The 23633-nt window shown below is 65.6% G+C and carries 21 protein-coding genes; 10 read left to right on the forward strand and 11 right to left on the reverse strand.

Translation table 11 applies throughout. The features are described 5' to 3' along the window. Positions 1-35: 35 nt before the first annotated feature. The 4 genes from C8D04_RS15075 to C8D04_RS15085 all read right to left on the reverse strand — a co-directional run bounded on the left by C8D04_RS15075 (position 36) and on the right by C8D04_RS15085 (position 4433). Complete coding sequence (locus C8D04_RS15075) at positions 36-1907, reverse strand: phosphoenolpyruvate carboxykinase (GTP) (protein ID WP_116005591.1); 1872 nt, start codon at positions 1905-1907, stop codon at positions 36-38. 294 nt (positions 1908-2201) lie between these two features. Continuing rightward, positions 2202-2903: a 7-cyano-7-deazaguanine synthase QueC gene (queC, locus tag C8D04_RS15080; protein ID WP_116005592.1), complete on the reverse strand. Its 702-nt coding sequence runs from the start codon at positions 2901-2903 to the stop codon at positions 2202-2204. Between the two features lie 115 nt (positions 2904-3018). Continuing rightward, positions 3019-3165, reverse strand: coding sequence for a hypothetical protein (locus tag C8D04_RS18750; protein WP_165829139.1), 147 nt, complete (start codon positions 3163-3165; stop codon positions 3019-3021). Between the two features lie 68 nt (positions 3166-3233). Further along, on the reverse strand, positions 3234-4433 hold the full coding sequence (locus C8D04_RS15085) for a threonine ammonia-lyase (RefSeq protein ID WP_116006214.1): 1200 nt from the start codon (positions 4431-4433) through the stop codon (positions 3234-3236). Between the two features lie 189 nt (positions 4434-4622). Here C8D04_RS15085 and C8D04_RS15090 point away from each other — a divergent pair, with 189 nt between their 5' ends. Continuing rightward, positions 4623-6056 (forward strand): diguanylate cyclase, encoded by a 1434-nt coding sequence (locus C8D04_RS15090; protein ID WP_116005593.1) that lies wholly within the window; start codon positions 4623-4625, stop codon positions 6054-6056. A gap of 102 nt (positions 6057-6158) precedes the next feature. On the opposite strand, the gene C8D04_RS15095 is transcribed toward C8D04_RS15090, so the two are convergent. From C8D04_RS15095 to norR, 6 genes are all read right to left on the reverse strand, one after another. Then, a complete protein-coding gene (locus tag C8D04_RS15095) occupies positions 6159-6701 on the reverse strand; it encodes a DUF1697 domain-containing protein (RefSeq protein WP_116005594.1) in 543 nt (180 codons plus the stop codon). An 18-nt stretch (positions 6702-6719) separates the two neighbouring features. Beyond that, positions 6720-7397, reverse strand: coding sequence for an RNA ligase family protein (locus C8D04_RS15100; RefSeq protein ID WP_116005595.1), 678 nt, complete (start codon positions 7395-7397; stop codon positions 6720-6722). 6 nt (positions 7398-7403) lie between these two features. Continuing rightward, a complete protein-coding gene (locus C8D04_RS15105; RefSeq protein WP_233521190.1) occupies positions 7404-7967 on the reverse strand; it encodes a hypothetical protein in 564 nt (187 codons plus the stop codon). Further along, on the reverse strand, positions 7960-9249 hold the full coding sequence (locus C8D04_RS15110; RefSeq protein ID WP_116005597.1) for a DUF3696 domain-containing protein: 1290 nt from the start codon (positions 9247-9249) through the stop codon (positions 7960-7962). The genes C8D04_RS15105 and C8D04_RS15110 overlap by 8 nt, the downstream gene beginning before the upstream one ends. Before the next feature lie 92 nt (positions 9250-9341). Beyond that, positions 9342-10964 carry a methyl-accepting chemotaxis protein gene (locus C8D04_RS15115; RefSeq protein WP_116005598.1) on the reverse strand — a complete coding sequence of 541 codons (1623 nt, stop codon included), beginning with the start codon at positions 10962-10964 and terminating at the stop codon, positions 9342-9344. Between the two features lie 190 nt (positions 10965-11154). Continuing rightward, on the reverse strand, positions 11155-12729 hold the full coding sequence (norR, locus tag C8D04_RS15120) for a nitric oxide reductase transcriptional regulator NorR (protein WP_116005599.1): 1575 nt from the start codon (positions 12727-12729) through the stop codon (positions 11155-11157). Positions 12730-12904: 175 nt separating this feature from the next. Here norR and C8D04_RS15125 point away from each other — a divergent pair, with 175 nt between their 5' ends. From C8D04_RS15125 to C8D04_RS15140, 4 genes are all read left to right on the forward strand, one after another. Further along, on the forward strand, positions 12905-13315 hold the full coding sequence (locus C8D04_RS15125) for a hemerythrin domain-containing protein (protein WP_116005600.1): 411 nt from the start codon (positions 12905-12907) through the stop codon (positions 13313-13315). 156 nt (positions 13316-13471) lie between these two features. Further along, the gene (locus C8D04_RS15130) at positions 13472-15490 is read left to right on the forward strand and encodes a ribonucleoside triphosphate reductase (protein WP_116006215.1); all 2019 of its coding nucleotides are present in this window, start codon (positions 13472-13474) and stop codon (positions 15488-15490) included. 172 nt (positions 15491-15662) lie between these two features. Then, positions 15663-15839, forward strand: coding sequence for an anaerobic ribonucleoside-triphosphate reductase (gene nrdD / locus C8D04_RS15135; RefSeq protein WP_116005601.1), 177 nt, complete (start codon positions 15663-15665; stop codon positions 15837-15839). A gap of 272 nt (positions 15840-16111) precedes the next feature. Continuing rightward, positions 16112-16804: an anaerobic ribonucleoside-triphosphate reductase activating protein gene (locus tag C8D04_RS15140; protein ID WP_116005602.1), complete on the forward strand. Its 693-nt coding sequence runs from the start codon at positions 16112-16114 to the stop codon at positions 16802-16804. Between the two features lie 20 nt (positions 16805-16824). Here the strand turns inward: C8D04_RS15140 and C8D04_RS15145 are convergent, their stop codons facing one another. Continuing rightward, positions 16825-17163, reverse strand: a complete 339-nt coding sequence (locus C8D04_RS15145) for an RES family NAD+ phosphorylase (protein WP_116005603.1) — start codon at positions 17161-17163, stop codon at positions 16825-16827. Between the two features lie 218 nt (positions 17164-17381). On the opposite strand from C8D04_RS15145, the gene C8D04_RS15150 reads away from it, so the two are divergent. The 5 genes from C8D04_RS15150 to C8D04_RS15170 all read left to right on the forward strand — a co-directional run bounded on the left by C8D04_RS15150 (position 17382) and on the right by C8D04_RS15170 (position 23547). Further along, on the forward strand, positions 17382-18509 hold the full coding sequence (locus C8D04_RS15150; RefSeq protein ID WP_116005604.1) for a CBS domain-containing protein: 1128 nt from the start codon (positions 17382-17384) through the stop codon (positions 18507-18509). A 36-nt stretch (positions 18510-18545) separates the two neighbouring features. Beyond that, positions 18546-19472, forward strand: coding sequence for a DUF2971 domain-containing protein (locus tag C8D04_RS15155; protein WP_116005605.1), 927 nt, complete (start codon positions 18546-18548; stop codon positions 19470-19472). 351 nt (positions 19473-19823) lie between these two features. Beyond that, positions 19824-21461 carry an indolepyruvate/phenylpyruvate decarboxylase gene (gene ipdC, locus C8D04_RS15160; protein WP_116005606.1) on the forward strand — a complete coding sequence of 546 codons (1638 nt, stop codon included), beginning with the start codon at positions 19824-19826 and terminating at the stop codon, positions 21459-21461. 116 nt (positions 21462-21577) lie between these two features. Further along, complete coding sequence (locus tag C8D04_RS15165; protein ID WP_116005607.1) at positions 21578-22984, forward strand: aldehyde dehydrogenase family protein; 1407 nt, start codon at positions 21578-21580, stop codon at positions 22982-22984. Then, complete coding sequence (locus C8D04_RS15170; protein WP_116005608.1) at positions 22984-23547, forward strand: hypothetical protein; 564 nt, start codon at positions 22984-22986, stop codon at positions 23545-23547. Before C8D04_RS15165 ends, C8D04_RS15170 begins: the two co-directional genes overlap by 1 nt. The last annotated feature ends 86 nt before the right edge of the window (positions 23548-23633 follow it).

Below are 23633 nucleotides of genomic sequence, written 5' to 3' on the forward strand. Positions count from 1 at the left end.
AGACCTGCCGAGGCAGGTCTGTCCTGTCCAAAGGATCAGGCGCCGAGCTGGGCCTCAATGGCTGCGCGCGTTTCCAGCAGTTCCTTGGGCAGGTGGTAAGCCAGCTTGGCGAAATGTTCGTCGTGCAGCTTGAGTTCTTCGAGCCATGCGGCCTTGTCGATGGCGGTGACCGTGTCGAACTGCGCAGCGCTGAAGTCAAGCCCCGTCCAGTTGATCTCGTTGTATTGCGGAGCAATGCCGAACATGGTTTCCTGGCCTGCGACTTGGCCTTCGATGCGGTCGATCATCCACTTGAGCACGCGCATGTTCTCGCCGTAGCCGGGCCATACAAATTTGCCGTCGGCGCCCTTGCGGAACCAGTTCACGCAGAAGATGTTGGGCAGGGTGTGGCCCATGCTTTCGAGCTTGTGCTCCATGTCCAGCCAGTGCTGAAAGTAGTCGCTCATGTTGTAGCCGCAGAAGGGCAACATGGCGAACGGGTCGCGGCGCACCACGCCTTGTGCACCAAAGGCGGCTGCGGTGGTCTCTGACCCCATGGTGGCGGCCATGTAAACACCGTCCTGCCAGTTGCGCGCCTCGGTCACCAGCGGCACGGTGGTGGAGCGGCGGCCACCGAAGATGAACGCATCGATGGGCACGCCAGCCGGGTCGTCCCAGGCCGGGTCGAGTGCTGGGTTGTTGGTGGCAGCTACCGTGAAGCGCGAGTTGGGGTGTGCCGCCTTGGCGCCGGTTTCCTTGGCAATTTGCGGCGTCCAGTCTTGGCCCTTCCAGTCGATCAGGTGGTCGGGCAGCTTGCCGGTGTCTTTTTCCATGCCTTCCCACCACACGTCGCCGTCGTCGGTCAGGGCCACGTTGGTGAAGATCACGTCCTGGTTCAGTGACAGCATGCAGTTCGGGTTGGTATGCATGTTGGTGCCAGGTGCCACGCCGAAATAACCTGCTTCGGGGTTGATGGCGTACATCTTGCCGTCCGCATGGGGCTTGACCCAGGCGATGTCGTCGCCAATGGTGGTGACCTTCCAGCCGGCAAAACCAGCCTCTGGCGGGACCAGCATCGAGAAGTTGGTCTTGCCGCAGGCGCTGGGGAAGGCAGCGGCCACGTGGTATTTCTTGCCTTGGGGGTTGGTCACGCCCAGGATCAGCATGTGCTCGGCCAGCCAACCCTGGTCGCGGCCCATGGTGGAGGCAATGCGCAGGGCCAGGCACTTCTTGCCCAGCAGGGCATTGCCGCCATAGCCCGAGCCGTACGACCAGATCTCGCGCGTTTCGGGGTAATGCACGATGTACTTGACGGTGGGGTTGCAAGGCCAGGTGGTGGTGTCCTTCTCGCCCGCTGCCAGTGGAGCGCCCACGGTGTGCATGCAGGGCACGAATTCGCCTTCCACGCCCAGCACGTCGTACACGGCCTTGCCCATGCGGGTCATCAGGCGCTGGTTCACGGCCACGTAGGCGCTGTCGGTCAGCTCCACGCCGATGTGGGCGATGTGGCTGCCCAGCGGGCCCATGCTGAAGGGCACCACGTACATGGTGCGGCCCTTCATGCAGCCGTCAAACAGGGGCTGCAGCGTGGCGCGCATTTCGGCTGGAGCCATCCAGTTGTTGGTGGGGCCCGCGTCTTCCTTCTTTTCCGAGCAGATATAGGTGCGGTCTTCCACGCGGGCCACGTCCGACGGGTCGGACCAGGCCAGAAAGCTGCCGGGGCGCTTGGCGGGGTCGAGCTTCTTGAAGGTGCCGGCGTCGACCAGCTGCTGGCACAGGCGGTCGTATTCTTCCTTGGAGCCGTCGCACCAGTAGATGCTGTCGGGCTTGCACAGGGCGGCCATGTCGGCCACCCAGGCGAGCAGCCGGGCGTTTTTGACGTAAGCGGGGGCGTTGAGATTCAGGCCCTGCATGGTGGGTGCGTTCATCGGGAGCTTCCTTAAGTTAAAAACAGTTTTTTCAAAGGAAGCGGGGACGAACGATGTCACTGCGAGGCCTGCGCTGGTGCAAATGCTGAGCGCTGCCTTTGAGAAAACGGCTGGTGTGCTCCGTCGGCGGGCGGCTGCATGGAAGGCCCCACGGGGGTGGAGGCAAGGTCACGCAATCCGCGGGTCGGCTGGGACATCGATTTTAAGAAGCTGCTGCCCACTTGTCTGTCAGACAGGGGCAAGATTCATGCAAAAGACGCATGAGGTTATGCGTGGCAAATAATGCGCGGCGGCTCAGGTGCTTGCCTGCCAGCGCTCGAAGCCGTTGCGTCGCAGCGTGCAGGCCGGGCAGTGGCCGCAGCCGTGGCCCCAGGGGTGCAACGGGCCGCGTTCGCCCAGGTAGCAGGTGTGTGAGAGGCGAATAATGGTCTTCACCAGCGGCGCGCCGCCCAGTGCGCGGGCCATCTCCCAGGTTTGGGCCTTGTCCAGCCACATCAGCGGTGTTTCGAGGGTGAAGCGCTGGCCCATGCCCAGCGACACCGCCACCTGCAGCGCCTTGAGCGTGTCGTCCCGGCAGTCAGGGTAGCCGGAGTAATCGGTCTCGCACATGCCGCCCACCAGTGTGTGCAGCCCGCGCCGGTAGCCCACGGCGGCGGCCAGCTGGAAGAACAGCAGGTTGCGCCCCGGTACAAAGGTATTGGGCAGGCCGGCGGCATCCATCTCGATGGCGGTGGCGCGCGTGAGTGATGTCTCGCTGATCTGGCCCAGCACCGCCAGGTCGATCATGTGGTCTTCGCCCAGGCGCTGCTGCCAGTGCGGGAAGTCCGTGCGCAGCGCCGCCAGTACCTCCTGGCGCGCTTGCAGTTCGACATGGTGGCGTTGGCCGTAGTCAAACCCTATCGTTTCGACATGGGTGAAATTTTCCAGCGCCCAGGCCAGGCAGGTGGTGGAATCCTGGCCGCCAGAAAACAGTACCAGGGCGTGACCGTTGCGCATGATGGGTTCCTTTGATCAAGAAAACGGTCTTGCCGCGTGCGGCGCAGCGCTGCACCAAAAGAAAAGCCCCGCAGGGGCGGGGCGACGGGGTGCAGCGGCGGGGCCGCAGCGCCATTCAGGCCATGGTGACGGCAATCATGGCCAGCAAAAAGATCATGATGCCGCCGACCACAGGCAACACCACCGGGATGTATTGCACAATGGCCTCCACCGGGTCGTCGGACGATGTGGCGGGCGTGTGGCTGGTGTTGGAATGCGACATGGTATGGGTCTCCGAAAAGGCAATATTGGGTCAAATTCTAGCGGCTGGGCTGCAAACGTGTTGGTCGCCTACATTTTGGTGGCGGTCATGCCCACGGCGTGCAGGTGTTCCAGCACTTCCTCCACGTGGGTGTGGCCGCGGGTTTGCAGCACCAGTTCAATCTCCACGTTCTGCGCTGCCAGCATGGTGAAGGCGCGCTGGTGGTGCACTTCCTCAATGTTGGCACCCACTTCGGCCAGGGCTGCGGTAATGCGGGCCAGGGCACCAGGAACATCGCGTGCGCTTACGCGGATGCGCGCCAGCCGCCCGGATCGCACCATGCCGCGCTCGATGATGGCCGCCAGCAACAGCGGGTCGATATTGCCGCCGCACAGTACCAAGCCCACCTTTTTGCCGCGAAAGCGATCGGGGTGGCGCAGCATGGCGGCCAGGCCCACCGCACCAGCGCCTTCCACCAGGGTTTTTTCAATTTCCAGCAACATCAGCACGGCCTGCTCGATGTCGCCCTCGTCCACCAGCACCAGGTCATCCACCAGTCGGCGCACCACTTCTTGGGTGATGGTGCCCGGTGTGCCCACGGCAATGCCTTCGGCGATGGTGGAGGTGCCTTGCGGGTAATGCGTGCCCTGCACCGCGTTCACCATGGCAGGAAAGCGCACCGTCTGCACCCCGATGATCTCGATGCCGGGCTTGATGGCCTTGGCCGCCGTGGCCACGCCTGCAATCAGCCCGCCGCCGCCCACAGCAATGACCAGTGTGTCCAGGTCGGGCACGGCCTGCAGCATCTCCAGCCCCAGCGTGCCCTGGCCCGCGGCCACGGCCTCGTCGTCGTAGGGGTGCACAAAGGTCAGGCCTTGTTCGTCGGCCAACGCATAGGCGTGCTGGCGGGCTTCTTCCAGCGTGTCGCCATGCAGCACCACCTCGGCGCCAAAGCCGCGTGTGCGCTCCACCTTCACGCCGGGCGTAAAGCGCGGCATCACGATGACGGCGCGCAGGCCCAGCCGCTGCGCGTGGTAGGCCACGCCCTGCGCATGGTTGCCCGCGCTCATGGCCACCACGCCGTGCGCGCGCTCTTCGGGCGTGAGCAGCGTGAGCTTGTTGCAGGCCCCGCGCTCCTTGAACGAGGCGGTGAACTGCAGGTTTTCGAATTTGAGGAACACCTGCGCGCCCACGATCTGCGAGAGCGTGCGGGACTCGACGCAGGGGGTGTCCAGCACCTGGCCTTGTAGGCGGGATGCGGCATCCTGGATGTCTTGTAGGGTAATCATGCCCAGCATTGTGGCGGGGAATGCCGTATGGTGGGATGGATTTTTACGGGGCGTGCCCAAACTCCGCTGGAATGCGCCTGGCCGTGCGCGAGAAATCGGTACGCAGTAACGAGGTGTATCCAAAAAAGCGCCTCGCAGTGACAATGTAGGCTGGCCAGATTACTGATCACCATAGAGGTCTCCCACACCATGCACCCGGATCGCCAGCGCAAGATTCGTGAGTTGTTCGACGAGTACATCGAGATGTACACCACCCGGGATGACCGCTTGACCGAACGCTTCAGCGAGAACTTCAGCGGCTACCCGGGCAGTGGGAAAGTGCTGATCAAGGACCGTGAGGAATGGATCCGGATCACCCGGCAAGACTTCTCGCAGGTGCCGGGCCGCATCCGCATCGAGATGATCGACCTCGCGCTGCAAGACCTGAGCGATGGCGTGGTGATGGTCACCGCCTTCTTCCACATCCATTTGCCCAGTGACGGTCAACTACTGTCCAGAGAAGTCGCGCGGCTGGTGCTGGTCTTTCGCCAGGAAGGGGCCGAGTGGATGATCGTGCACAGCGGCATTTCCATTCCGTACCGGAGCGCGCAGGACGGTGAGGTCTATCCCCTCAAAAGCCTGCAGGAGCAAAACAGCGCCTTGCAGGCCCTGGTGGACGAACGCACCCAGGAACTGCACCAAAGCCAGGCCCTCTACCGCATGTTGACGGAAGATGCGCAGGATGTTCTCTGGAAGACCGACAGCCGCCTCGTCGTCACCTACATCAGTCCGGCGGACGAACGCCTGCGCGGATTTCGGGCCGACGAAGTGGTGGGGCACCATGTCTTTGAAATGTTCAACGACGAGGGCGTGGTGCAGGTCAAAGACATGATCAAGCGCCGGACACTCGAAGAGGCGGCCAGCACGCCCGTCGGGTTTCTGAACTTTGAGGTGCAGCACCGCTGCAAGGACGGTCGCCTGATCTGGGGCGAGGTGCTGTCCAAGCCCGACCGCAACGCCCAGGGCGAGATCATCGGCTACCACGGCATCACCCGTGAGATCACCGAGCGCAAGCGCCTGCAAGAGCAGGTGCGCCAGCTCGCCTTTAACGACCCGCTCACCCGCCTGGCCAACCGCCGCCTCATGCTGGAGCACCTGGACCAGACCATGTCGGCCAGCAAACGCAGCCGCCGCCATGGCGCGCTGCTGTTTCTCGACCTCGACAACTTCAAGCCCCTCAACGACACCCACGGCCATGGCGTGGGCGACCTGCTGCTGATCGAAGTGGCCGAGCGCCTGAAAGCCTGCGTGCGCGAAGCCGACACCGTGGCCCGCTTTGGCGGCGACGAGTTCGTCGTGCTGCTGTGCGAGCTGGACATGCAGCAGGACGAGGCCGCCGCGCAAGCCGCCGTCATCGCCGAGAAAATCCGCGCCCGCTTGGCCGAGCCCTACCTGCTCCAGGCCGCACCCTCCGCCCTGGCCATCGGGCATCAGTGCACCGCCAGCATCGGCGTGGCCGTCTTCCAGGGGCGCGACGAGAGCCAGAACAGCGTGATCGACCGGGCCGACGCCGCGATGTACCAGGCCAAGGAAGACGGCCGCAACCGGATTTGCTTTGCGCCAAGCTCCGGTGGAAGCGGCTGACCCCTCTTCAGATCCAGCAGCGGACGCTGGACCGGTACGCCGCGTACTCCGGGCCGAACAGGGCGCCGAGCGCCTGCTCCTTGGAGCCGATCAGGAAGTGGTTCATGTCGACACGATGGCCAGCGCCTGCAGCTTGCACACGGTGGCCCAGTTGCGCGTGGTGACGGCCTGGCACGCCCGGCCGAGCAGGGCCTTGCCGGCCCGGCTTTCGAGGATGCCGCCCGCGCAGTACAGGTAGGCCGCCTGGGGGCCGATCTCGAGCCGCTCAGGTGGCACCAACAGGGAGCGCAGGGCTTCCAGCGTGACCAGCGCCCGTGCATTCTGGGCAAAGGCCACGAGCAGGCGCGAAGGGTCGGCCGTCCCGGCGCCCAGCGGGCAGGCAGCAACGATGGAGGCCAGCTCTTGCGCCGTCACCACGATGACCGGCACCTCGACCTGCATCTCCCCGGCCAGCGCCCGGGCGATGGCCTCGGCATGCGCGACGGGTGTGCCGCCGGGCGCCTGGAACACCGCATTGCCGCTGTTGAGCAGCGTGGCCACGCCGGCATAGCCCAGCCGGGACAGCAGGGCGCGCAGTTCCGCCATGGGCACGCGGTTTGCCTTGCCAACGTTGATGCCGCGCAGCAGGGCGATGAAGGTGGTCATGCCAACCGTCCGGCGCTGTCAGACGACCCGATTCCACTCCAGCGCCCGGCTTCGCCAGTGCGCCTCTATCGTCTGCGTGAAGTCCGCCCGCACCAGTTTGGCCCGGTTCTCCAGCCAGTCCGCGTTCTCGCGGCGCACCACGATGCCTTCGAGGGGGCCCTGGCGGAACTGGCTGTTGTGGGCGTGCACCCAGTCGCGCAGCTGGTCCAGCGTGACCTCGCCCGTGTACAGGCAGGGCACGGTGTTGAAGCCCATCTGCGCGGCCCAGGCGTTGCGGCGTGTGGTGCTCCAAAAGCGCTGCTCCTGGCGGTCGTATACGTCAAACAGCATCCACCAGTCGGGCAGGGTGGCGTAGTCGAGCGAGTGGCGCGCGGCGCACCATTCGCCAAAGGCGACCAGGTGCGTGCCCAGGGCGTCGAACAGCTTGTCTTCGTGCGCGGCCAGCCACGGGCCCAGGCGGGCGAACTGGCCGTGGAAGGGTTGGGGCAGGTACTGGCCCCGGTTCTGGGCGCGCAGCACGCCGTCGGGCGAAACCGAGAAGCCCAGGTTGGCGCCGTCGAGCTTTTCCTCCAGCACCACGGGGCCGCAGAGGATGTCCTCGGCCTCGGCGGGCGAGAGCACTTTGTCGTCGCGCGGCGCGCCCGTGGCCAGCCAGGCGATGTGGGGGGTGTGGGGGAAACGGAAGAAGTCGAGCATAAGTGCCTATTTTGCGCGCCGGATGCGCGGGTGTTTGACATGCCAGCGTGCCTGCAGCCAGTCGGGCAGCAGGTTTTCCACCTCCAGCCCCACGTCGTGCAGGGCCTGGCGGCAGTCGATCCAGTCGGTGTCGGCGGCGTTGGTGATCCGGGTGGGGTGGCCCGCGTCCAGCGCGGCCAGCGCGGCGGCCACCATCTTGCGGTCGGCCAGGTCGGTCACCGCCTCGGCCAGCTCGGGCGGCAGTACGGCGTTGCCGTCCTTGTCGAGCAGCACATCGACCCACACCACCTCGCCGCGATCCATCTTGTGCATCATGGCCAGCCAGCCGTAGTCCTGCTCGGTGAGCTTGTGGCGGTATTCGCCGCAGACATGCCAGTCCACGTCAAGCACCGCGTGGCGCGTGCTGTCGGCCTCAAAGGCTTCGAGCCAGTCGAACACCTGCTGGCGCAGCGCGGCTTCTTCCACGGGGGTGGCGTCCTGGCGAAAGGGCGAGCCTTCGTCGGCCGCGCTGGCGACGATAAGCACATTGGTGTCCACCAGGCGGGCCTGCATCGCTCCTGCCTCAGCCACCGGCGGTTTCCCTTAAACGCAGTGCGCGGGCGCGGGCCTGTTCACGCGCCTCGCCCATCGCGTCGCCAAAAAAGCGCGGCGGCCAGTTGCGCACGGCGCCAAACTCGTCCACGTCCAGCGGCACCAGTACGGCATCCGCCCCCTGCCGCTCGACGAACAGCATGCGGCACTGCGCGGTGCTCGCCTGGCGCCGGGCAATCAGGGTCTGCATGCGGCGGAACAGGTGCTCGGAATGGGTTTCGACAAGAAACTGCACCTGGCGCTGCTGGCTGACCTCGGCAAACATTTCGGCCAGCACGGCCTGGGCCAGCGGGTGCAGGTGGATTTCGGGCTCCTCCAGCAGCACGGTGCTGCCCGGCGGCGCGCAGTAGGCCACGGCCAGCACGGGCAGCACCTGCGAGACACCCACGCCCACATCGCGCAGGTTGGCCACCACGCCGTCGTGGTGCACCAGCACTTCGTAGCGGCCCGAGCGGCCCAACGCGCGCACGCTGAGCTGCTCGGCCATGCCCATGCGCTGCAGCCAGTGCGACACGCTGCGCAGCACGCTGCCCTGGTGCTCGGATGGCAGCAGGGTGTTGGCCAGCAGCGCGTCAATGGCCTTGTGGCCGTCGCTGCCCACCTCGCCGGGGGCCGTCTTGTTCCACACATAGTCGCGTTCGGGGCGGCGGCGCAGCGGGCCGAGGTAGACGATGCCTTCCAGCTCGCGGCGCAGGGCCAGGCTCAGGTCTTGCAAGTGCGTGCCGTCGCTGCCCAGCAGCGCCAGGGCCTCGGCGGGGAGCGCGATGGAGCGTTCGGGCGCCAGCTGCGGCCCCTTGCCGCGTGGCCGGGGCTCGTCGTCCACATAGATGGCGTACGCGCCACGCTCGCGCCGCACGGCCCGAAAACGCCGCGCCACGGTGGACAGCTCCAGCGTCTGCACCGCCACGGCCCCGCTGGCCGTCTGCCCGTAGCTGCAGGCAAAGCGCCCGCCGCGCACGCGCTCGCCCTCGGGCCGCTGGAAGGCCAGCGCAATGGAGAACTGGCGCGGTACGGCCGCGCCGCGCGCCAGCACCGCGTCAAAGCCGCCGAAGTGAAAGTAGTCGTTGGCCTCGTCGCCGCCCAGGTTCAGGTGCACGGTGCGGTCGGGCGAGGCCACGGTCTGCTTGAGCAGCAGCAGGCTTTGCAGCAGCGTGGACTTGCCCGACGAGTTGGTGCCCAGCAGCATGGTGACGGGCGCCAGTTGCACCGGGCCGCTGTCGCGCCAGGCCTTGAGGTTTTGGAGGTGGAGTTGGTCAATCATCGCAAGCCCATCTTATGCGCAAGGCAGGGTTTGGCTTGCGGTTTTGAAGCCAAAATGGCCTCTAGCGCTTATGTAATAAGCGCCAGCAGCTATCAATGTTGATTTTTCAGCCGCAACGGTGTGCGCCCTGGTGCGGCGGCCTGGGGGCGGCCCAGTTCAAACTTGCTGACCAGCAGGGCCAACTGGCTGGCCTGCTGGCGCAGCGATGCAGCGGCGGCGGCCGACTCTTCCGCCAGGGCGGCGTTCTGGTGCGCCATCTGGTCGAGCTGGCCGACAAACTGGTTGACCTCGCCAATGCGCCCCCTTTGCTGGTGGACCTCGGTGGCGATGCTGGACATTCGGCCCGAGACGCTCTCGACCGCGGTGGCCACCTCGGCGGTGGTCTGGCCTGCGCGGCCCACCTGCTGTGTGCCCGAAGCCACCTTGGCCAGCGAGGTGTGGATGAGGGTGCTGATGTCCTTGGCGGCGGCGGCGCTGCGCCCGGCCAGGGCGCGCACCTCGCTGGCCACCACGGCAAAGCCCCGGCCTTGTTCGCCCGCGCGGGCGGCTTCCACGGCGGCGTTGAGCGCCAGGATGTTCGTCTGGAACGCAATGCCGTCGATGATGGAAATGATGTCGGAGATCTTGTGCGAGGCCGCATCAATCTCGCGCATCGTCGAGACGACCTGCTCCATCTCGCTGCCGCTGCGCGCCGCCACGCTGCTGGTCTGCGTGGATATTTGCTGCGTTTCCTGCGCGCTGGCGGTGGTCTCCTGTACCGACGCGGTGAGCTGGGCAATGGACGCCAGCGCAGTCTCCAGCGTGCTGGCGGCGTCTTCGGTGCGGTCGCTCAGGTCCTGGCTGCCCTGGGCGATTTCGCCGCTGGCGTTGTTGATGTCGTCCGACGCCTGGCGCACCCCGGTGGCCAGCTCCAGCAGGTTCTGGCGCATGGCCTCCAGCGCGGTCAGCAGGCCGCCAATCTCGTCCCGGCGGTGCGTGTCGATGGGCTGCGAGAGGTCGTGCCGGGCCATGCGGCGGGTGGCCTCGACGGCTTCGCGCACGGCGGCGCGGGTGTCGCGGACCAGCCACCAGGCCAGGGCACTGCCAAACGCAAAGGCCACCAGTGCGCCGACGATGATCAGCACGCGCGCTGTGCGGGCGTCGGCCGTGGCCAGCGCCGAGCTGGTGGCGTTGGCGGCGTCCTGCCAGTCGCTCAGGGCGTCCACGGCATTGCCCCAGGCCTGCTGGCGTGCGCTCCATTGCGCGGTGTCCTTGCCGTATTCGTTGCGCACCTGGAAGGCCATGGCCGCGTCGCCCCGCCCGGCGGTCAGTTGCTCGCCCAGCGCCAGCAGTTCGCGTGCGGCGGCGCCCGTGGTCTTGACGGGCGCCAGCAAAGCCAGCGCAGGGGTGTCACCCGCCAGCAGGGTTTCCAGCTGCGCCTGCGCTGCGTCGTATTGGGCCAGCGTGCTGCGCGCCTGCGCCAGCACGGCGGGGCCGCCTTCGAGGTCGGTGTTGGCCAGATCGCCCAGCGTCTGCACATAACGCGAGACGCTGCGCCCCATCACATCCAGCGTTTGCGAGCGTGCGGCGCTGTGCACGGTGATGTCCTCCAGCGTGGCCGACAGCGCCTGCATGCGCAGCAGCGAGAGCACGGCCATGCCCAGCAGCAGCGCCAGAATCACACCAAAACCCAGCGAAAGCCGGGCCGCCAGGCTGCGCACAGAAATGAGTTGCATGCTTGTCCCTCCGTTGGAATAGGTCGCCCGGATCACATCGCCGGACGCGCAGCCAAGGCTACGCCCCGCAAGGCAGAGCATCAACTGTGGCGTTCCTCAGTGGGCCAGTGGATGGCGGCGTACAAAGAATGGGGTAAAAGTGCTGAAAACGCTTATATATCAAGCGGAAACAGCTATTAAAACAATAGTGTTACTTGAGCCCCAGGCGCCGCGCCAGCTTGTGCAGGTTGCTGGCGTCCAGGCCCAGCTGGCGTGCCGCGTTGGCCCAGTGGCCCTGGTGCTGTTCCAGGGCGGTCTGGATGCTTTGGCGCTGGCAGGTGTCGATGGCTTCGCGCAGCGTGCGGGCCGCAGGGGCCGCTGCGGGCAAGGCGGTGGGCGGCAAAGGTGCCGCAGCGGCGGGCAGTGCGCCCGCGCCCTGCAGGGCGTCCAGGTCGAGCACCTCGGGCTCCAAAGTCACGATGGCATGGCGGCTGGCGCCCCGGCTCAGGGTCTTGAGGGCGGCGCGGCTGATCACATGCTCGAGCTCGCGGATGTTGCCCGGCCAGTGGTAGCCGCGCAGCGCCGCCTGGGCCGCGCTGGACAGGCGCAGGCTGCGCAGCCCCAGGCGGGCGCGGTTCTGCTCCAGAAAGCGCCCGGCCAACAGCAGCACATCGCCCTCGCGTTCGCGCAGCGGCGGTATGGGCACGGGGTAGACCGAGAGGCGGTGGTACAGGTCGGCGCGGAAACTCCCGGCGGCCACCAGGTCGCGCAGGTGGCGGTTGGTGGCAGCCACCACGCGCACGTTGACGCGGCGGGGTTCGTCGGCGCCCAGGCGCTGGATTTCGCCGTTCTGCAGCGTGCGCAGCAGCTTGGCCTGCACGCTCAGGGGCAGCTCGCCCACTTCGTCGAGGAACAGTGTGCCGCCTTCGGCCGCCTCGAAGCGCCCGGGCCGGTCGGTGACCGCGCCCGAGAAGGCGCCCCGGCGGTGGCCGAACAGCTCGCTCTCGGCCAGCGATTCGGGCAGCGCGGCGCAGTTCACGTGCACCAGCGGCTTGTGCCGGCGCGGCGAGTGGCGGTGCAGCAGGCGCGCAAACAGCTCTTTGCCCACGCCGGTCTCGCCCAGCAGCAGCACCGGCAGGTCCGAGGTGGCGACCAGTTTCATCTCTTGCAGCAGGCGCGTCAGCACTTCGCTCTGGCCCAGGATTTCGCCCTCGTCCAGCGCGGCGCGCAGTGCGGGCTCGTCGGTGGCGTCGCCCGCATAGGGGCTGCCGGCGCGGCTCAGGGCCTGGTTTTCCTGCTCCAGGCGGGTCATGCGGATGGCGGCCTCCACGTGCACCGCGCAGTGCGCCAGCGTAGCGCGTGCAGCGTCGTCAAAGGTGCCGGTCTGCAGCGCGTCGAGCGTCAGCACGCCCCAGGGGCGCCCGTCCATGCGCAGCGCCACGCCCATGCAGTCGTGCACTGGCAGGGGTTCGCCCACCAGGGCGTCGAGCAGGCCGTCGTAGGGGTCGGGCAAGGTGCTGTCGTGGTCGAAGCAGGTGACCTCGCCGCGTGCCAGCAGGGCCGCCAGGCGGGGGTGCTGGTGCACGGCAAAACGGCGGCCCAGTGATTCGCTCACCAGGCCATCGACCACCACCGGGCGCAGGTGTTCTTCTTCCAGCCGCAGCAGGGCCACGGCGCCGCAGCAAAAGTGCGCGCGCAGGCCGCCGATCAGGCGTTGCAGGCGCACGTTGGGTGGCAATTCGGTGGTCAGGTCGGCCAGCCAGGGGGCTTCAAAAAGGGTATTCATAACCTTTTGATGGTATCAATGACCATTGATTTGAAGGGTAAAAATAACCATGATTGGTGTAAACCCTTGATTTTTATGGCGGCCTGGGCTGGCCCGAAGTGTGCAAAAGAGTAGCAGTCCACGGCGGCTTCATGCCTACGTGCCCCTGTTTTCATCACCCTTGGGAGCTTTCACCATGAACATCGATAAATTCAAGCACCAGCACGTCAACATTCTGGGCAGCATTGCCACGCTGCGCCGCCTGGCGCACGCGGGGGTGGCGCACAACGCCACCGAGATCGCCCGGCTGGTAGTGACCATGAGCTCCACCATCAAGCTGCACCTGGCGGTAGAAGACCAGGCCCTGTACCCAGCCCTGCAGCGCGGCAGCAATGCCGAACTGGCCCGCATGGGCCAGCAGTACCAGCGCGACATGGGCCCCATTGCCCAGGCCTATGAGGCCTTTGCCCGCCGCTGGAACCGGCCTGAGAGCGTGCGCCGCGACGAGCAGGGCTTTCGCGACGATGCCAACCAGGTGTTGCGCATGGTGCACGAACGCATGCAGCGCGAGAACCACGACTTCTACCCGCGCATCGAGGCGCTGTAAGCCGCGCCCAGCAAGGCGTTCCGGCCCGTTCCAGGCCCGCCTCGGCGCCTTGCCGTGGCGGGCTTGTTTGTTCTTCATCAAACTACCTGTAGTGTGTTGAATGTATTGTGAACGCTATATGTAGTGTTTTATTGCATTCCAATGATGGAGACGCCCATGGATACCCCGGTCACCGCCTTGCCCCGCGAGGTCATCAAACGCAGCGCAGAGCGCGCCCCTTTTGACGCCCGCAAAATCCGCTCGGCCATTGAGCGTGCAGGCGCCGCCACCGGCGAATTTGCGGCCGACGAAGCCGCCCTGTTGGCCGCCCAGGTGGGCAAGGTGCTCGTCCACCGCTTCCATGGCGAGGCGCCGGGCATCGAGCAGATCCAGGACGTGGTCGAGCAGACCCTGATCGCCGCCAACCACCTGGCGACGGCCCGCGCCTACATCGCCTACCGCGACCGCCACGCCACCCTGCGCGCCGACCACCAGACGCTGGTGAACGTGGAAAGCTCCATCAACGAATACCTCACCCGCGCCGACTGGCGCGTCAACGCCAACGCCAACCAGGGCTATTCGCTCGGTGGCCTGATCCTCAACGTGGCGGGCAAGGTCACGGCCAACTACTGGCTCTCGCACGTGTACACGCCCGAGATTGGCGAGGCGCACCGCAATGGCGACATCCACATCCACGACCTCGACATGCTCAGCGGCTACTGCGCAGGCTGGTCGCTGCGCACGCTGCTCAACGAAGGCCTGAACGGCGTGCCCGGCAAGGTCGAGGCCGGGCCACCCAAACACATGAGTTCCGCCGTGGGGCAGATCGTGAACTTTTTGGGCACGCTGCAGAACGAGTGGGCGGGCGCGCAGGCCTTCTCGTCGTTCGACACCTACATGGCGCCCTATGTGCGGGTCGATGCCATGGATTACGCCAGCGTGCGCCAGTGCATCCAGGAGCTGGTCTACAACCTCAACGTGCCGTCCCGCTGGGGAACGCAAACGCCGTTCACCAACCTCACCTTCGACTGGATTTGCCCCGACGACCTGCGCGAACAGGTGCCGGTGATTGCGGGCAAAGAGATGCCTTTCAGCTATGGCGAGCTGCAGGCCGAGATGGACCTCATCAACCGCGCCTACATCGACGTCATGACCACGGGCGACGCCAAGGGCCGCGTGTTCACCTTTCCCATCCCCACCTACAACATCACCAAAGACTTTCCGTGGGAGAGCGAGAACGCGCAACTGCTGTTCGAGATGACGGCCAAGTACGGCCTGCCGTACTTCCAGAACTTCATCAACTCCGAGCTGGAGCCCAACATGGTGCGCTCCATGTGCTGCCGCCTGCAGCTGGATTTGCGTGAGCTTTTGAAGCGCGGCAACGGCCTGTTCGGCAGTGCCGAGCAGACCGGCAGCATCGGCGTGGTGACGGTGAACTGCGCGCGCCTGGGCTTTTTGCACGCGGGCAACGAGCCCGCACTGCTGGCCGCGCTCGACCGCCTGCTCGAATTGGGCAAGCAGAGCCTGGAGACCAAGCGCAAGCTCATTCAGCGGCTCATGGACCAGGGCCTGTTTCCGTACACCAAGCGCTACCTGGGCACGCTGCGCAACCACTTCAGCACGCTGGGCGTGAACGGCATCAACGAAATGGTGCGCAACTTCACCGGAGACGCGCACGACATCACCAGCGAGCGCGGCCACCAGCTGGCCGTGCGTCTGCTCGACCATGTGCGCGAGCGCATGACGCAATTCCAGGAGGAAACCGGCCACCTCTACAACCTGGAGGCCACCCCCGCCGAAGGCACGACCTACCGTTTCGCCAAGGAAGACAAAAAGCGCTGGCCCGCCATCGTGCAGGCGGGCACGGCGGACAAGCCGTACTACACCAACTCGTCGCAGTTGCCCGTGGGCTGGACGGACGACCCCTTCGAGGCCCTGGCGCGCCAGGAGGTGCTGCAGAGCAAATACACCGGCGGCACCGTGCTGCACCTGTACATGGGCGAGCGGCTGTCGAGCGGCGCCGCCTGCCGCGATCTGGTCAAGCGTTCGCTCACGCGCTTTCGCCTGCCCTACATCACGGTCACGCCCACGTTCTCCATCTGCCCCACGCACGGTTATCTGGCGGGTGAGCACCCGTTCTGCCCGAAATGCGACGAAGAGCGCCTGCAGACCAAGCGGGCCGCACTGGCGGCGTGACACGACTCCATCAAAAAATATGAGTCAAATTGGCCTCTAGCGCTTATCCATCAAGCGTAAGTAGCTATTGATTCAATAGTAAATCAACGGCGGGGCCACACCCCTCCGTTGCCCCCGGGCGGCGCAGCACACGCTGCGGCATGCCCCCTTTTCACCCTGAAGGAGAACATCCATGAGCCACTTTTCCACCACCGAACACCAGGCCCTGTCCGACGTGCAACTGACCGACGCCGAGCGCCAGCCCTGCGAAGTCTGGACCCGCGTGATGGGCTACCACCGCCCGGTCGCCAGCTTCAACATCGGCAAGCAGGGCGAGCACCAGGAGCGCCAATTCTTCGAGGAGAAGTAATTCCATTTCTAAATCAAACGATTACTTTGTCGGCTTCGCTTGTCGTACGCCTGTACTGTCTGCGCTTCGCCTTCGCGTACTCGATTGATTGAGAAACCGAATAACACCCCCTGCGGCGCTGCGCGCCTTCCCCCTCTCCTGCGGGAGGGGGACGCACCCGGTGGCCGGGCAAAGCCCGCTCCACGGGTGCCCTGGCAACACGCTGGACACATGGGTTCAGTGCGATCGGCAGCCAGCACTGCGAAGGCTGCGTCCCTTGATCCTTTAACCGCATGAACCCCACTCTCATCCCCGCCACCCACCTGCGCATCGGCGGCATCACACCGCTCACCACCATCGACTTCCCCGGCCGCCTGGCCGCCGTGCTGTATTGCCAAGGCTGCCCCTGGCGCTGCGGCTACTGCCACAACCCCGAGCTGCTGTGCGCCACCACCCCCGCCACCGTGCCCTGGCCCGAGGTGCTGGCCTTCTTGCAAAGCCGCCAGGGCCTGCTCGACGGCGTCGTCTTCTCGGGCGGCGAACCCACGCTGCAAGCCGCCTTGCCCGCCGCGTTGGCCGAGGTGCGCGCCCTGGGCTTTCAAACCGCGCTGCACACCGGCGGCATGTACCCCGAGCGCCTGCAAGCCCTGCTGCCGCTGCTTGACTGGGTGGGCCTGGACATCAAAGGCCCGCTGCACGCCTACGACGCCATCACGCGCACCCCCGGCAGCGGCGCCAAAGCCTTCGAATCGTTGCAACGCCTGCTCGCCAGCGGCGTGCCCCATGAATGCCGCACCACCTGGCATGCGGGCCTGTTCAGTGTGGATGATTTGTTGGCCCTGGCCGACACGCTGGCCGATGCAGGCGTGGCGCACTGGGCGCTGCAGGAATGCCGCGCGCCGGGCGCGGCCACCTGGGCGCTGACCGCCGGGCAGGTAGAGCGGCTGGGGGCGCGGTTTGCGGAATTTGTGGTGCGGCGGGGGTGAGGGGGTGAGCGGGAAAAACGTCAAAGGTCTGCTGCACTCAACGCAATCCACGCTGCACCGGGCTGCTTTTCCACCACGATCTGCCCGCCCTCCAGCCTGTAGGTCAACTGGCAGTTGTGCCGGGGGTTGGACAGCACTGCGGGGTTGAAGATGGCCAGGTTTTCTCCGGCAGGGCGGTGAACCGACTGCGTCAGCAAACCGGGATGCCCCTCGCGGTGAATCCGCGCCCCCACAGCCTGGCAAAACGTGTAGTCCGAGGGGTGCAAGAGGTCGGGTTGTGTTTCGGCCGCTTGGCGGAAATCGAGCAGCGCCGCGTTGCAAGCCACCCAGTACACCTTCCGCTCTGCGACGACCGCCAGCCTTTATGCACAGCTGTACATAAAGGCTGGGTACCGACACTCGGCGAGGTGAGTTGTAGATGGCGGCCGGTCATGATCGATAACTGACGAACGGCGAGTTTGTGACGCTCAATCTATGCGGAGGACTTTCGTGGCACAAGATTGGTACAGTTTTGGTATCGAAACGCCGCTGAGCAAGCCTGACGCCTGCACCAAGCACACAGGGCCACAATTCCGCCATGTTTTTTACTACTGCCGAACGACATCGCCGCCTCGATGCAATCCATCAGGACCTAGCCGCCGGAAAGGACGTTGAGTCACTAACCGTACGTGAGTTCATTGGCTGGTTCAACGCCGAACGCCGAGGCTATAAGGTCACGTACCGCATCCGGCGGACCCTAAAGGACTTCCACCTAAGGACCTCGCCTGATTTCGAAGGGGTTCATATCGACGCTCGCATTTTGTTCCGACTTGCTGAACCAAAGGCAGAAGCGCAACTGGCTCCGGAGCCGGAGAATGAGATCGCTGCAGTTGAGCAAGCCGTTGGGGTAGACGCAGTCGATGAGGAGGCCATAGTTGTACAACCGGAGCCGCTCATTGAGGGCGCTGCTTTTGTTGCTGGCGCCGCTGCCGAACCAGCGTTTCGAGTGAGCCGCTTGCTTGCAGCAAGCACAAAGCCCGTATCAGTTCCTCCCGATTGCACGCTACGCGAGGCTGTAACGCTGATGCTCCGCCACGACTTCTCGCAGCTCCCGGTGATGACCACCGACCGGGATGTCAAAGGGGTCGTTACCTGGGAAAGCATAGCCCCAAAGCTAGCGCTATCCGACGACAAAGGGGAGTTTGTCCGCGACTACATGGTGGGTCACCAAGAGGTCCAGGCATCGGACTCTCTGTTCCGCGTTATTGCAGCAATCGTCGAGCATTCCTATGTCCTCGTGCGTGCATCAGACCGGACTATTAGCGGCATCGTTACCACAACCGACTTGAGCCTTCAGTTTCAACAGCTATCCGAGCCGTTCCTGTTGCTTGGCGAAATTGAAAATCACATCCGCACACTGATCGACGGTAAGTTCACAGCGCAGGAACTTGGCACGGTCAAGGACCCGGCCGATGAGGAGCGCGAAATCGAATCGGTAGCGGACCTAACATTTGGCGAATACATCAATCTACTCGCGACACCCGTTCACTGGGAAAAGACCGGTCTGCGAGTCGATAGGAAGGTGTTCGTTAAAGAACTGGACAAGGTTAGGTTGATCCGTAACGACGTAATGCACTTCGACCCCGACGGGATTAGCGAAGATGATCACACGTCGCTGCTGAACTTTGTGCAGTTCCTTCACGAAATCAGACGACTGGCCCTCTAAGGGTCTACGAGCAACTGCGACCACAAATCTATCCAAATGACAGACCGTCTGCTCGTGAACTTCAAGTACCGCTCAGGCGCCTCAGCCCTACGTGGCCTGTCGGACGGCACCTGCTACTTCGCCCACGCGGGCGAACTAAACGATTCACTGGAAGCCAAGTTCGCTCCTGCAGAACCCTCCTCCTACACCCGGACCTTGGCGCAAACGCTCACTGAACTGGCTGCTCAACGGAAGGAGCCTGCCAGGTATGAACCTGAAGAAGAAAGTGCCGAGTACCTCTCGCAATTGATCCGAAAGGAGGACGAAACCTTCGCTGCCAATTGCCAGCAAGTAGGCATCTTCTCCGGCACCAAGCGCCCCGACAACCAACCCATGTGGGCTTACTACTGCAATGACGGGCGCGGTGTGTGCTTCGAATTCGAGTGGCCCAGGGAGGTGCTCAAACAGTTCAGCCTACGGCCCACGTTCGTCTATTACACCGACAAGCCGCGCGTCCATGACCGCTTTGAGGACATGCGGACGGAGCTGCTCGCCCTGGGGAAAAAACATCCGGACTGGACAGTGGAGCAACTTTATGAGCACTCGCAAACCCAAGAATTCATTGCAGGATGGATTGCACGCTCAATCTCGCGCGCCGTGTCCACCAAGCACTCCGATTGGGCGCACGAGCACGAGTTGCGAATGCTGAGCCCCAGGGCTGGTCCATTGCCAATCTTGAGGCAAATTCTGAAACGTGTGTACTTCACGCGCACGGACTTCCTCGAGTGGGGGCCAATCATGATGCTCCTGCATCAGCTCTATCCAGGTGTGAAAACGGCGAAAGTGACGTTCAACCACACAGAGCCGCTGGTGTCGATTCAGCGTTTGGATGCAAAGCTTATTCCAGTCACGCTGTCGGCCGATGGCTTCACACAAACCCGCAATGACAAGGCGGATAGCGGCGACCGGCAGGCGGCCGTCTGAACTCAAACCGGATAGGTCATCGGGACCATCCCCATTCCGTCCCAACGCCCGGTACCCGCTACAAGGCGCCCGCACGCGCTTCTTGGGCGCTGCGGCCATGACCGGTGCAACGCACGCCCCGCACAACATGCCCCCGGATTTCTCGGGCGCGCAGTGGCTGGATCTGCCGCACACAATTAGGGCGTTGAATGAATAAACTACGCAAACAAACTGTGATCAATTTGCTTTAAAGGCATAAATAATTGTGCATTTCGGCCATTGGTTTGCGTTCCGTGTTTGATCCAGATCAGTGCCGCCACCCCCTGGCCGCCACGATCATCCGGGCTTTGCAGAACCCCCCGGAGACACCCCATGACCCTCGGCCTTGCGCTGCTGCGCGCCCTCAAGAACCACGGCGCGCAGGAAATTTTTGGCATTCCCGGCGACTTCATCCTGCCGCTGTTCAAGCAGATCGAAGAAAGCCGCATCCTGCCGCTGCACACCCTGAGCCACGAGCCCGCGCTGGGCTTTGCCGCCGACGCGGCGGCGCGCATGCACTGCGGCCTGGGCGTGATGGCCGTGACGTATGGCGCCGGTGCGCTGAACGTGGTGAACGCCGTGGCCAGCGCCTATGCCGAATGCTCGCCGCTGGTCATCCTGGCCGGTTGTCCCGGCGAGGTCGAGGCGCATTCGGGCCTGGTGCTGCACCACCAGGTGCGCAGCATTGATTCGCAACTGCGCATCTTCAGCGAGATCACCTGCGACCAGGTGCGCCTGTCCAATGCCGACACCGCGCCCGAAGACATTGCCCGCGTGCTGCGCAACTGCCGCGAATACTCGCAGCCCGTGCTGATCGAAATCCCGCGCGACATGACTCTGCAGCCCATGCGCGAAGTGCCCGTGCTGCCGCCGCGCAGCTTCAACGCCGAGGCCGTGGCCGAGGCCGCCGACGAATGGCTGGCGCGCATCCACGCCGCCAAAAACCCGGTGATGGTGGTCGATGTGGAAGTGCGCCGCTTTGGCGTCGAGGCGCGCGTGGCCGAGCTGGCGCGCCGCCTGCAGCTGCCCGTGCTCACAACCTTCATGGGCCGGGGCCTGCTGGCCGAAGACGGCGTTGATCTGCACGGCACCTACCTGGGTGTGGCGGGGGCGCCCGAAACCACGGCGCTGCTCGACGACTCGGACCTGCCCGTGATGCTGGGCGCCATCCTGTCGGACAGCAACTTTGGCGTGAGTGCCCAGCGCATGGACTTCCGCCGTGCGCTGATTGCCGCCCACCGCGAGGTGCGCGTGGGTCACCACGTGTACCACGACATTCCGCTGGCCGCGCTGGTCGAGGCGCTGCTCGAACGCATCCCGCCCGCCAGCGGCGCGCGGCGCACCCTGCCGCCCCAGCCCGAATACCCGCGCGGCCTGGTGGCCGACGATGCGCCGCTGTGCGCGGGCGACCTGAGCCGGGCGCTGAACGACCGCATCCTCGCCCACGGGCCGATGAACATCGTCTCCGACATGGGCGACTGCCTGTTTGCCGCCATGGAGCTGCTGCCCACGCCGCTGGTGGCGCCCGGCTACTACGCCACCATGGGGTTCGGCGTGCCCGCCGGCATTGGCGCCCAGGTGGCCACGGGCGAGCGCAGCCTGATCCTGGTGGGCGACGGCGCCTTCCAGATGACCGGCTGGGAGCTGGGCAACTGCCCGCGCCTGGGGCTGGACCCGATCGTCATCCTGCTCAACAACCAGAGCTGGGAAATGATCCGCGCCTTCCAGAACGAATCGCAGTGCGCGGCGCTGGGCGACTGGCGCTTTGCCGACCTGGCCAACGTGCTGGGCGGGCGCGGCCAACGCGTCACCACGCGCAAGGAATTCAAGGCCGCGCTGGACGCCGCCTTTGCCGAGCGCGGGCGCTTCCAGCTCATCGAGTTCATGGTGCCGCCGGGCGACAGCACGCCCACGCTGCAGCGGTTCTCGGAGGGCATCCGCGCGCTGCGGGCGCGCGCCGCTGCCGCCTGATCTTTTTCCCCCGCCCCGCGCGGGTGGGCAGGTTCCCTGGACCCCTGCGCAGATCAGGGGCCGGGAGCGGCGCGCCCGCGCATTTCTTGCCAGCACACCACCCCAGGAGACAACGCATGCTCGACTTCGCTTTCACCATCGGCGGCCAGAACGTCGCGGGCGCCGCCCGCCCCATTCCGGTCATCGACCCTTCCACCGGCCAGCCTTTCACGCACAGCCCCGCCGCCACTGTGGCCCAGCTTGACCAGGCGGTCGACGCCGCCGCTCTGGCCTTCGCCACCTGGCAGCACAGCAGCCACGCCGAGCGCAGCGCGGCGCTGGAGCGCGTGGCCGTCGCCATCGAACAGCACGCGGCCGAATTGGCGGAACTGGTCGTGCGCGAGCAGGGCAAGCCCCTGGCGCTGGCGCAGATGGAAGTGGGCGGCGCCGTCGCCTGGACGCGCGCCGCCGCTTCGCTGGAGATCCCGGTCGAGGTGATAGAGCAGCGCGAGGGCAAGCGCATCGAGCTGCACCGCAAGCCGCTGGGCGTGGTGGGTTCCATCACACCTTGGAACTGGCCGCTGATGATCGCCGTGTGGCACATCATGCCGGCGCTGCGCGCGGGCAATGCGGTGGTCATCAAGCCCTCGCCGTTCACGCCGCTGTCCACGCTGCGCCTGGTGCAGATCATGGCCGCCGTACTGCCGGTCGGCCTGGTCAACAGCGTGGTGGGCGAGGCCGAGGTGGGCCAGGCCATGGCCGAGCACCCGGGCATCGCCAAGCTGGTGTTCACCGGCTCCACGCGCACGGGGCAGGACATCATGCGGCGCGCGGCGGGCAACCTTAAGCGCCTGACGCTGGAGCTGGGCGGCAACGACGCCGCCATCGTGCTGCCGGGCACCGACACCGCCGCCATCGCCGAGGGCCTGTTCGCCACCGCCTTCCTCAACATGGGCCAAACCTGCGCCGCGCTCAAGCGCCTGTACGTGCACGAGAGCCAGGTCGATGCCGTGTGCGAGCAGCTCGCCGCCATCGCCGCGCGCCAGGTGCTGGGCGGCGGCCTGGAAGCGGACGTGACTTTTGGCCCGGTGCAGAACGCGCCGCAGCTCGCGCGCGTCGAGGCACTGGTGGAAGACGCCCGCGCCCAGGGCGCGCGCATCGTCTGCGGCGGCCAGCGGCTGGACCGTCCGGGCTATTTCTACGCGCCCACCATCGTCGCGGGCCTCACCAACGGCGCGCGCCTGGTGGACGAAGAACAGTTCGGGCCCGTGCTGCCCGTCATCGCCTACCGCACGGTGGACGAGGCCGTGGACTTGGCCAACGGCAGCAGCATGGGCCTGGGCGGCTCGGTGTGGGGCGAGGTGCAGGCCGCCACGGCCCTGGCGCCGCGCCTGGAGTGCGGCACGGTCTGGGTCAACGGCCACGCCGAGGTGCTGCCGCACTGCCCGTTTGGCGGCAGCAAGATGTCGGGTGTGGGCGTGGAGTTTGGCCTCGACGGCCTGCTCGAATACACCCAGCCGCAACTGCTGAACATCAACGGTTGATGCAAGGCCACAGCGCGATGGATGCCTACCTCGACCTGGTGCGCGCCCAGCCCCTGGCCATGGCCATGCTGCAGTTCGCCGTGCTCGGCACGCTGGGCGACCTGCTCGGCGCCTGGCTGGCGGCACGGTGCGTGCACTGGCCGCTGGGCGGCGGCCTGTGGTGGCGCAAGATGGCCAAGTGGGCGCTGCTGGCCGTGCCGATCAAGGTGGCCTTCGTGGGCTACGCGGGCTTTGTGCAGGCGCTCGCGGCCCACGGCTGGCTGCCGCAGGGCGAGCCGCTGGTGCTGGCGCTGGCCACCTCGGTGGCCATCAACCTGCAGTTCGGCCCGCTGCTGGTGCTGGGCCACCGCTGGCTCAACAACCGCATCAGCGGCACCCGCGGCTGGCAGCACATCGACCGCAGCCTGTGGAGCCTGGCCTGGTTCTGGGTACCCGCGCACGCCGTCACCTTCGCGCTTCCGCCGGACTGGCGCATCGGCCTGGCGGCGCTGTGGTCGGTGGTGCTGGGGCTGATTCTGGGCATGTACAGCCCGGTGCGCCAGCGTCCGGTAGCAGCGGCCTGAGTTTGATAATTCAATAAAATATCTATTCATTTGCGGTTATAGCAAGAATGAAAACATCGCATAAATATCTATTCATATAATGCTGC

This window comes from Simplicispira sp. 125, from assembly GCF_003096555.1.
Taxonomy (GTDB): Bacteria; Pseudomonadota; Gammaproteobacteria; order Burkholderiales; family Burkholderiaceae_C; genus Simplicispira.

What these genes read in the sequence shown, in the direction of transcription:
- C8D04_RS15075 (WP_116005591.1), bottom strand. Translation starts at nt 1,907, where the DNA reads ATGAACGCACCCACCATGCAGGGCCTGAATCTCAACGCCCCCGCTTAC.
- queC (WP_116005592.1), bottom strand. Translation starts at nt 2,903, where the DNA reads ATGCGCAACGGTCACGCCCTGGTACTGTTTTCTGGCGGCCAGGATTCC.
- C8D04_RS18750 (WP_165829139.1), bottom strand. Translation starts at nt 3,165, where the DNA reads ATGTCGCATTCCAACACCAGCCACACGCCCGCCACATCGTCCGACGAC.
- C8D04_RS15085 (WP_116006214.1), bottom strand. Translation starts at nt 4,433, where the DNA reads ATGATTACCCTACAAGACATCCAGGATGCCGCATCCCGCCTACAAGGC.
- C8D04_RS15090 (WP_116005593.1), top strand. Translation starts at nt 4,623, where the DNA reads ATGCACCCGGATCGCCAGCGCAAGATTCGTGAGTTGTTCGACGAGTAC.
- C8D04_RS15095 (WP_116005594.1), bottom strand. Translation starts at nt 6,701, where the DNA reads ATGACCACCTTCATCGCCCTGCTGCGCGGCATCAACGTTGGCAAGGCA.
- C8D04_RS15100 (WP_116005595.1), bottom strand. Translation starts at nt 7,397, where the DNA reads ATGCTCGACTTCTTCCGTTTCCCCCACACCCCCCACATCGCCTGGCTG.
- C8D04_RS15110 (WP_116005597.1), bottom strand. Translation starts at nt 9,249, where the DNA reads ATGATTGACCAACTCCACCTCCAAAACCTCAAGGCCTGGCGCGACAGC.
- C8D04_RS15115 (WP_116005598.1), bottom strand. Translation starts at nt 10,964, where the DNA reads ATGCAACTCATTTCTGTGCGCAGCCTGGCGGCCCGGCTTTCGCTGGGT.
- norR (WP_116005599.1), bottom strand. Translation starts at nt 12,729, where the DNA reads ATGAATACCCTTTTTGAAGCCCCCTGGCTGGCCGACCTGACCACCGAA.
- C8D04_RS15125 (WP_116005600.1), top strand. Translation starts at nt 12,905, where the DNA reads ATGAACATCGATAAATTCAAGCACCAGCACGTCAACATTCTGGGCAGC.
- C8D04_RS15130 (WP_116006215.1), top strand. Translation starts at nt 13,472, where the DNA reads ATGGATACCCCGGTCACCGCCTTGCCCCGCGAGGTCATCAAACGCAGC.
- nrdD (WP_116005601.1), top strand. Translation starts at nt 15,663, where the DNA reads ATGAGCCACTTTTCCACCACCGAACACCAGGCCCTGTCCGACGTGCAA.
- C8D04_RS15140 (WP_116005602.1), top strand. Translation starts at nt 16,112, where the DNA reads ATGAACCCCACTCTCATCCCCGCCACCCACCTGCGCATCGGCGGCATC.
- C8D04_RS15150 (WP_116005604.1), top strand. Translation starts at nt 17,382, where the DNA reads ATGTTTTTTACTACTGCCGAACGACATCGCCGCCTCGATGCAATCCAT.
- C8D04_RS15155 (WP_116005605.1), top strand. Translation starts at nt 18,546, where the DNA reads ATGACAGACCGTCTGCTCGTGAACTTCAAGTACCGCTCAGGCGCCTCA.
- ipdC (WP_116005606.1), top strand. Translation starts at nt 19,824, where the DNA reads ATGACCCTCGGCCTTGCGCTGCTGCGCGCCCTCAAGAACCACGGCGCG.
- C8D04_RS15165 (WP_116005607.1), top strand. Translation starts at nt 21,578, where the DNA reads ATGCTCGACTTCGCTTTCACCATCGGCGGCCAGAACGTCGCGGGCGCC.
- C8D04_RS15170 (WP_116005608.1), top strand. Translation starts at nt 22,984, where the DNA reads ATGCAAGGCCACAGCGCGATGGATGCCTACCTCGACCTGGTGCGCGCC.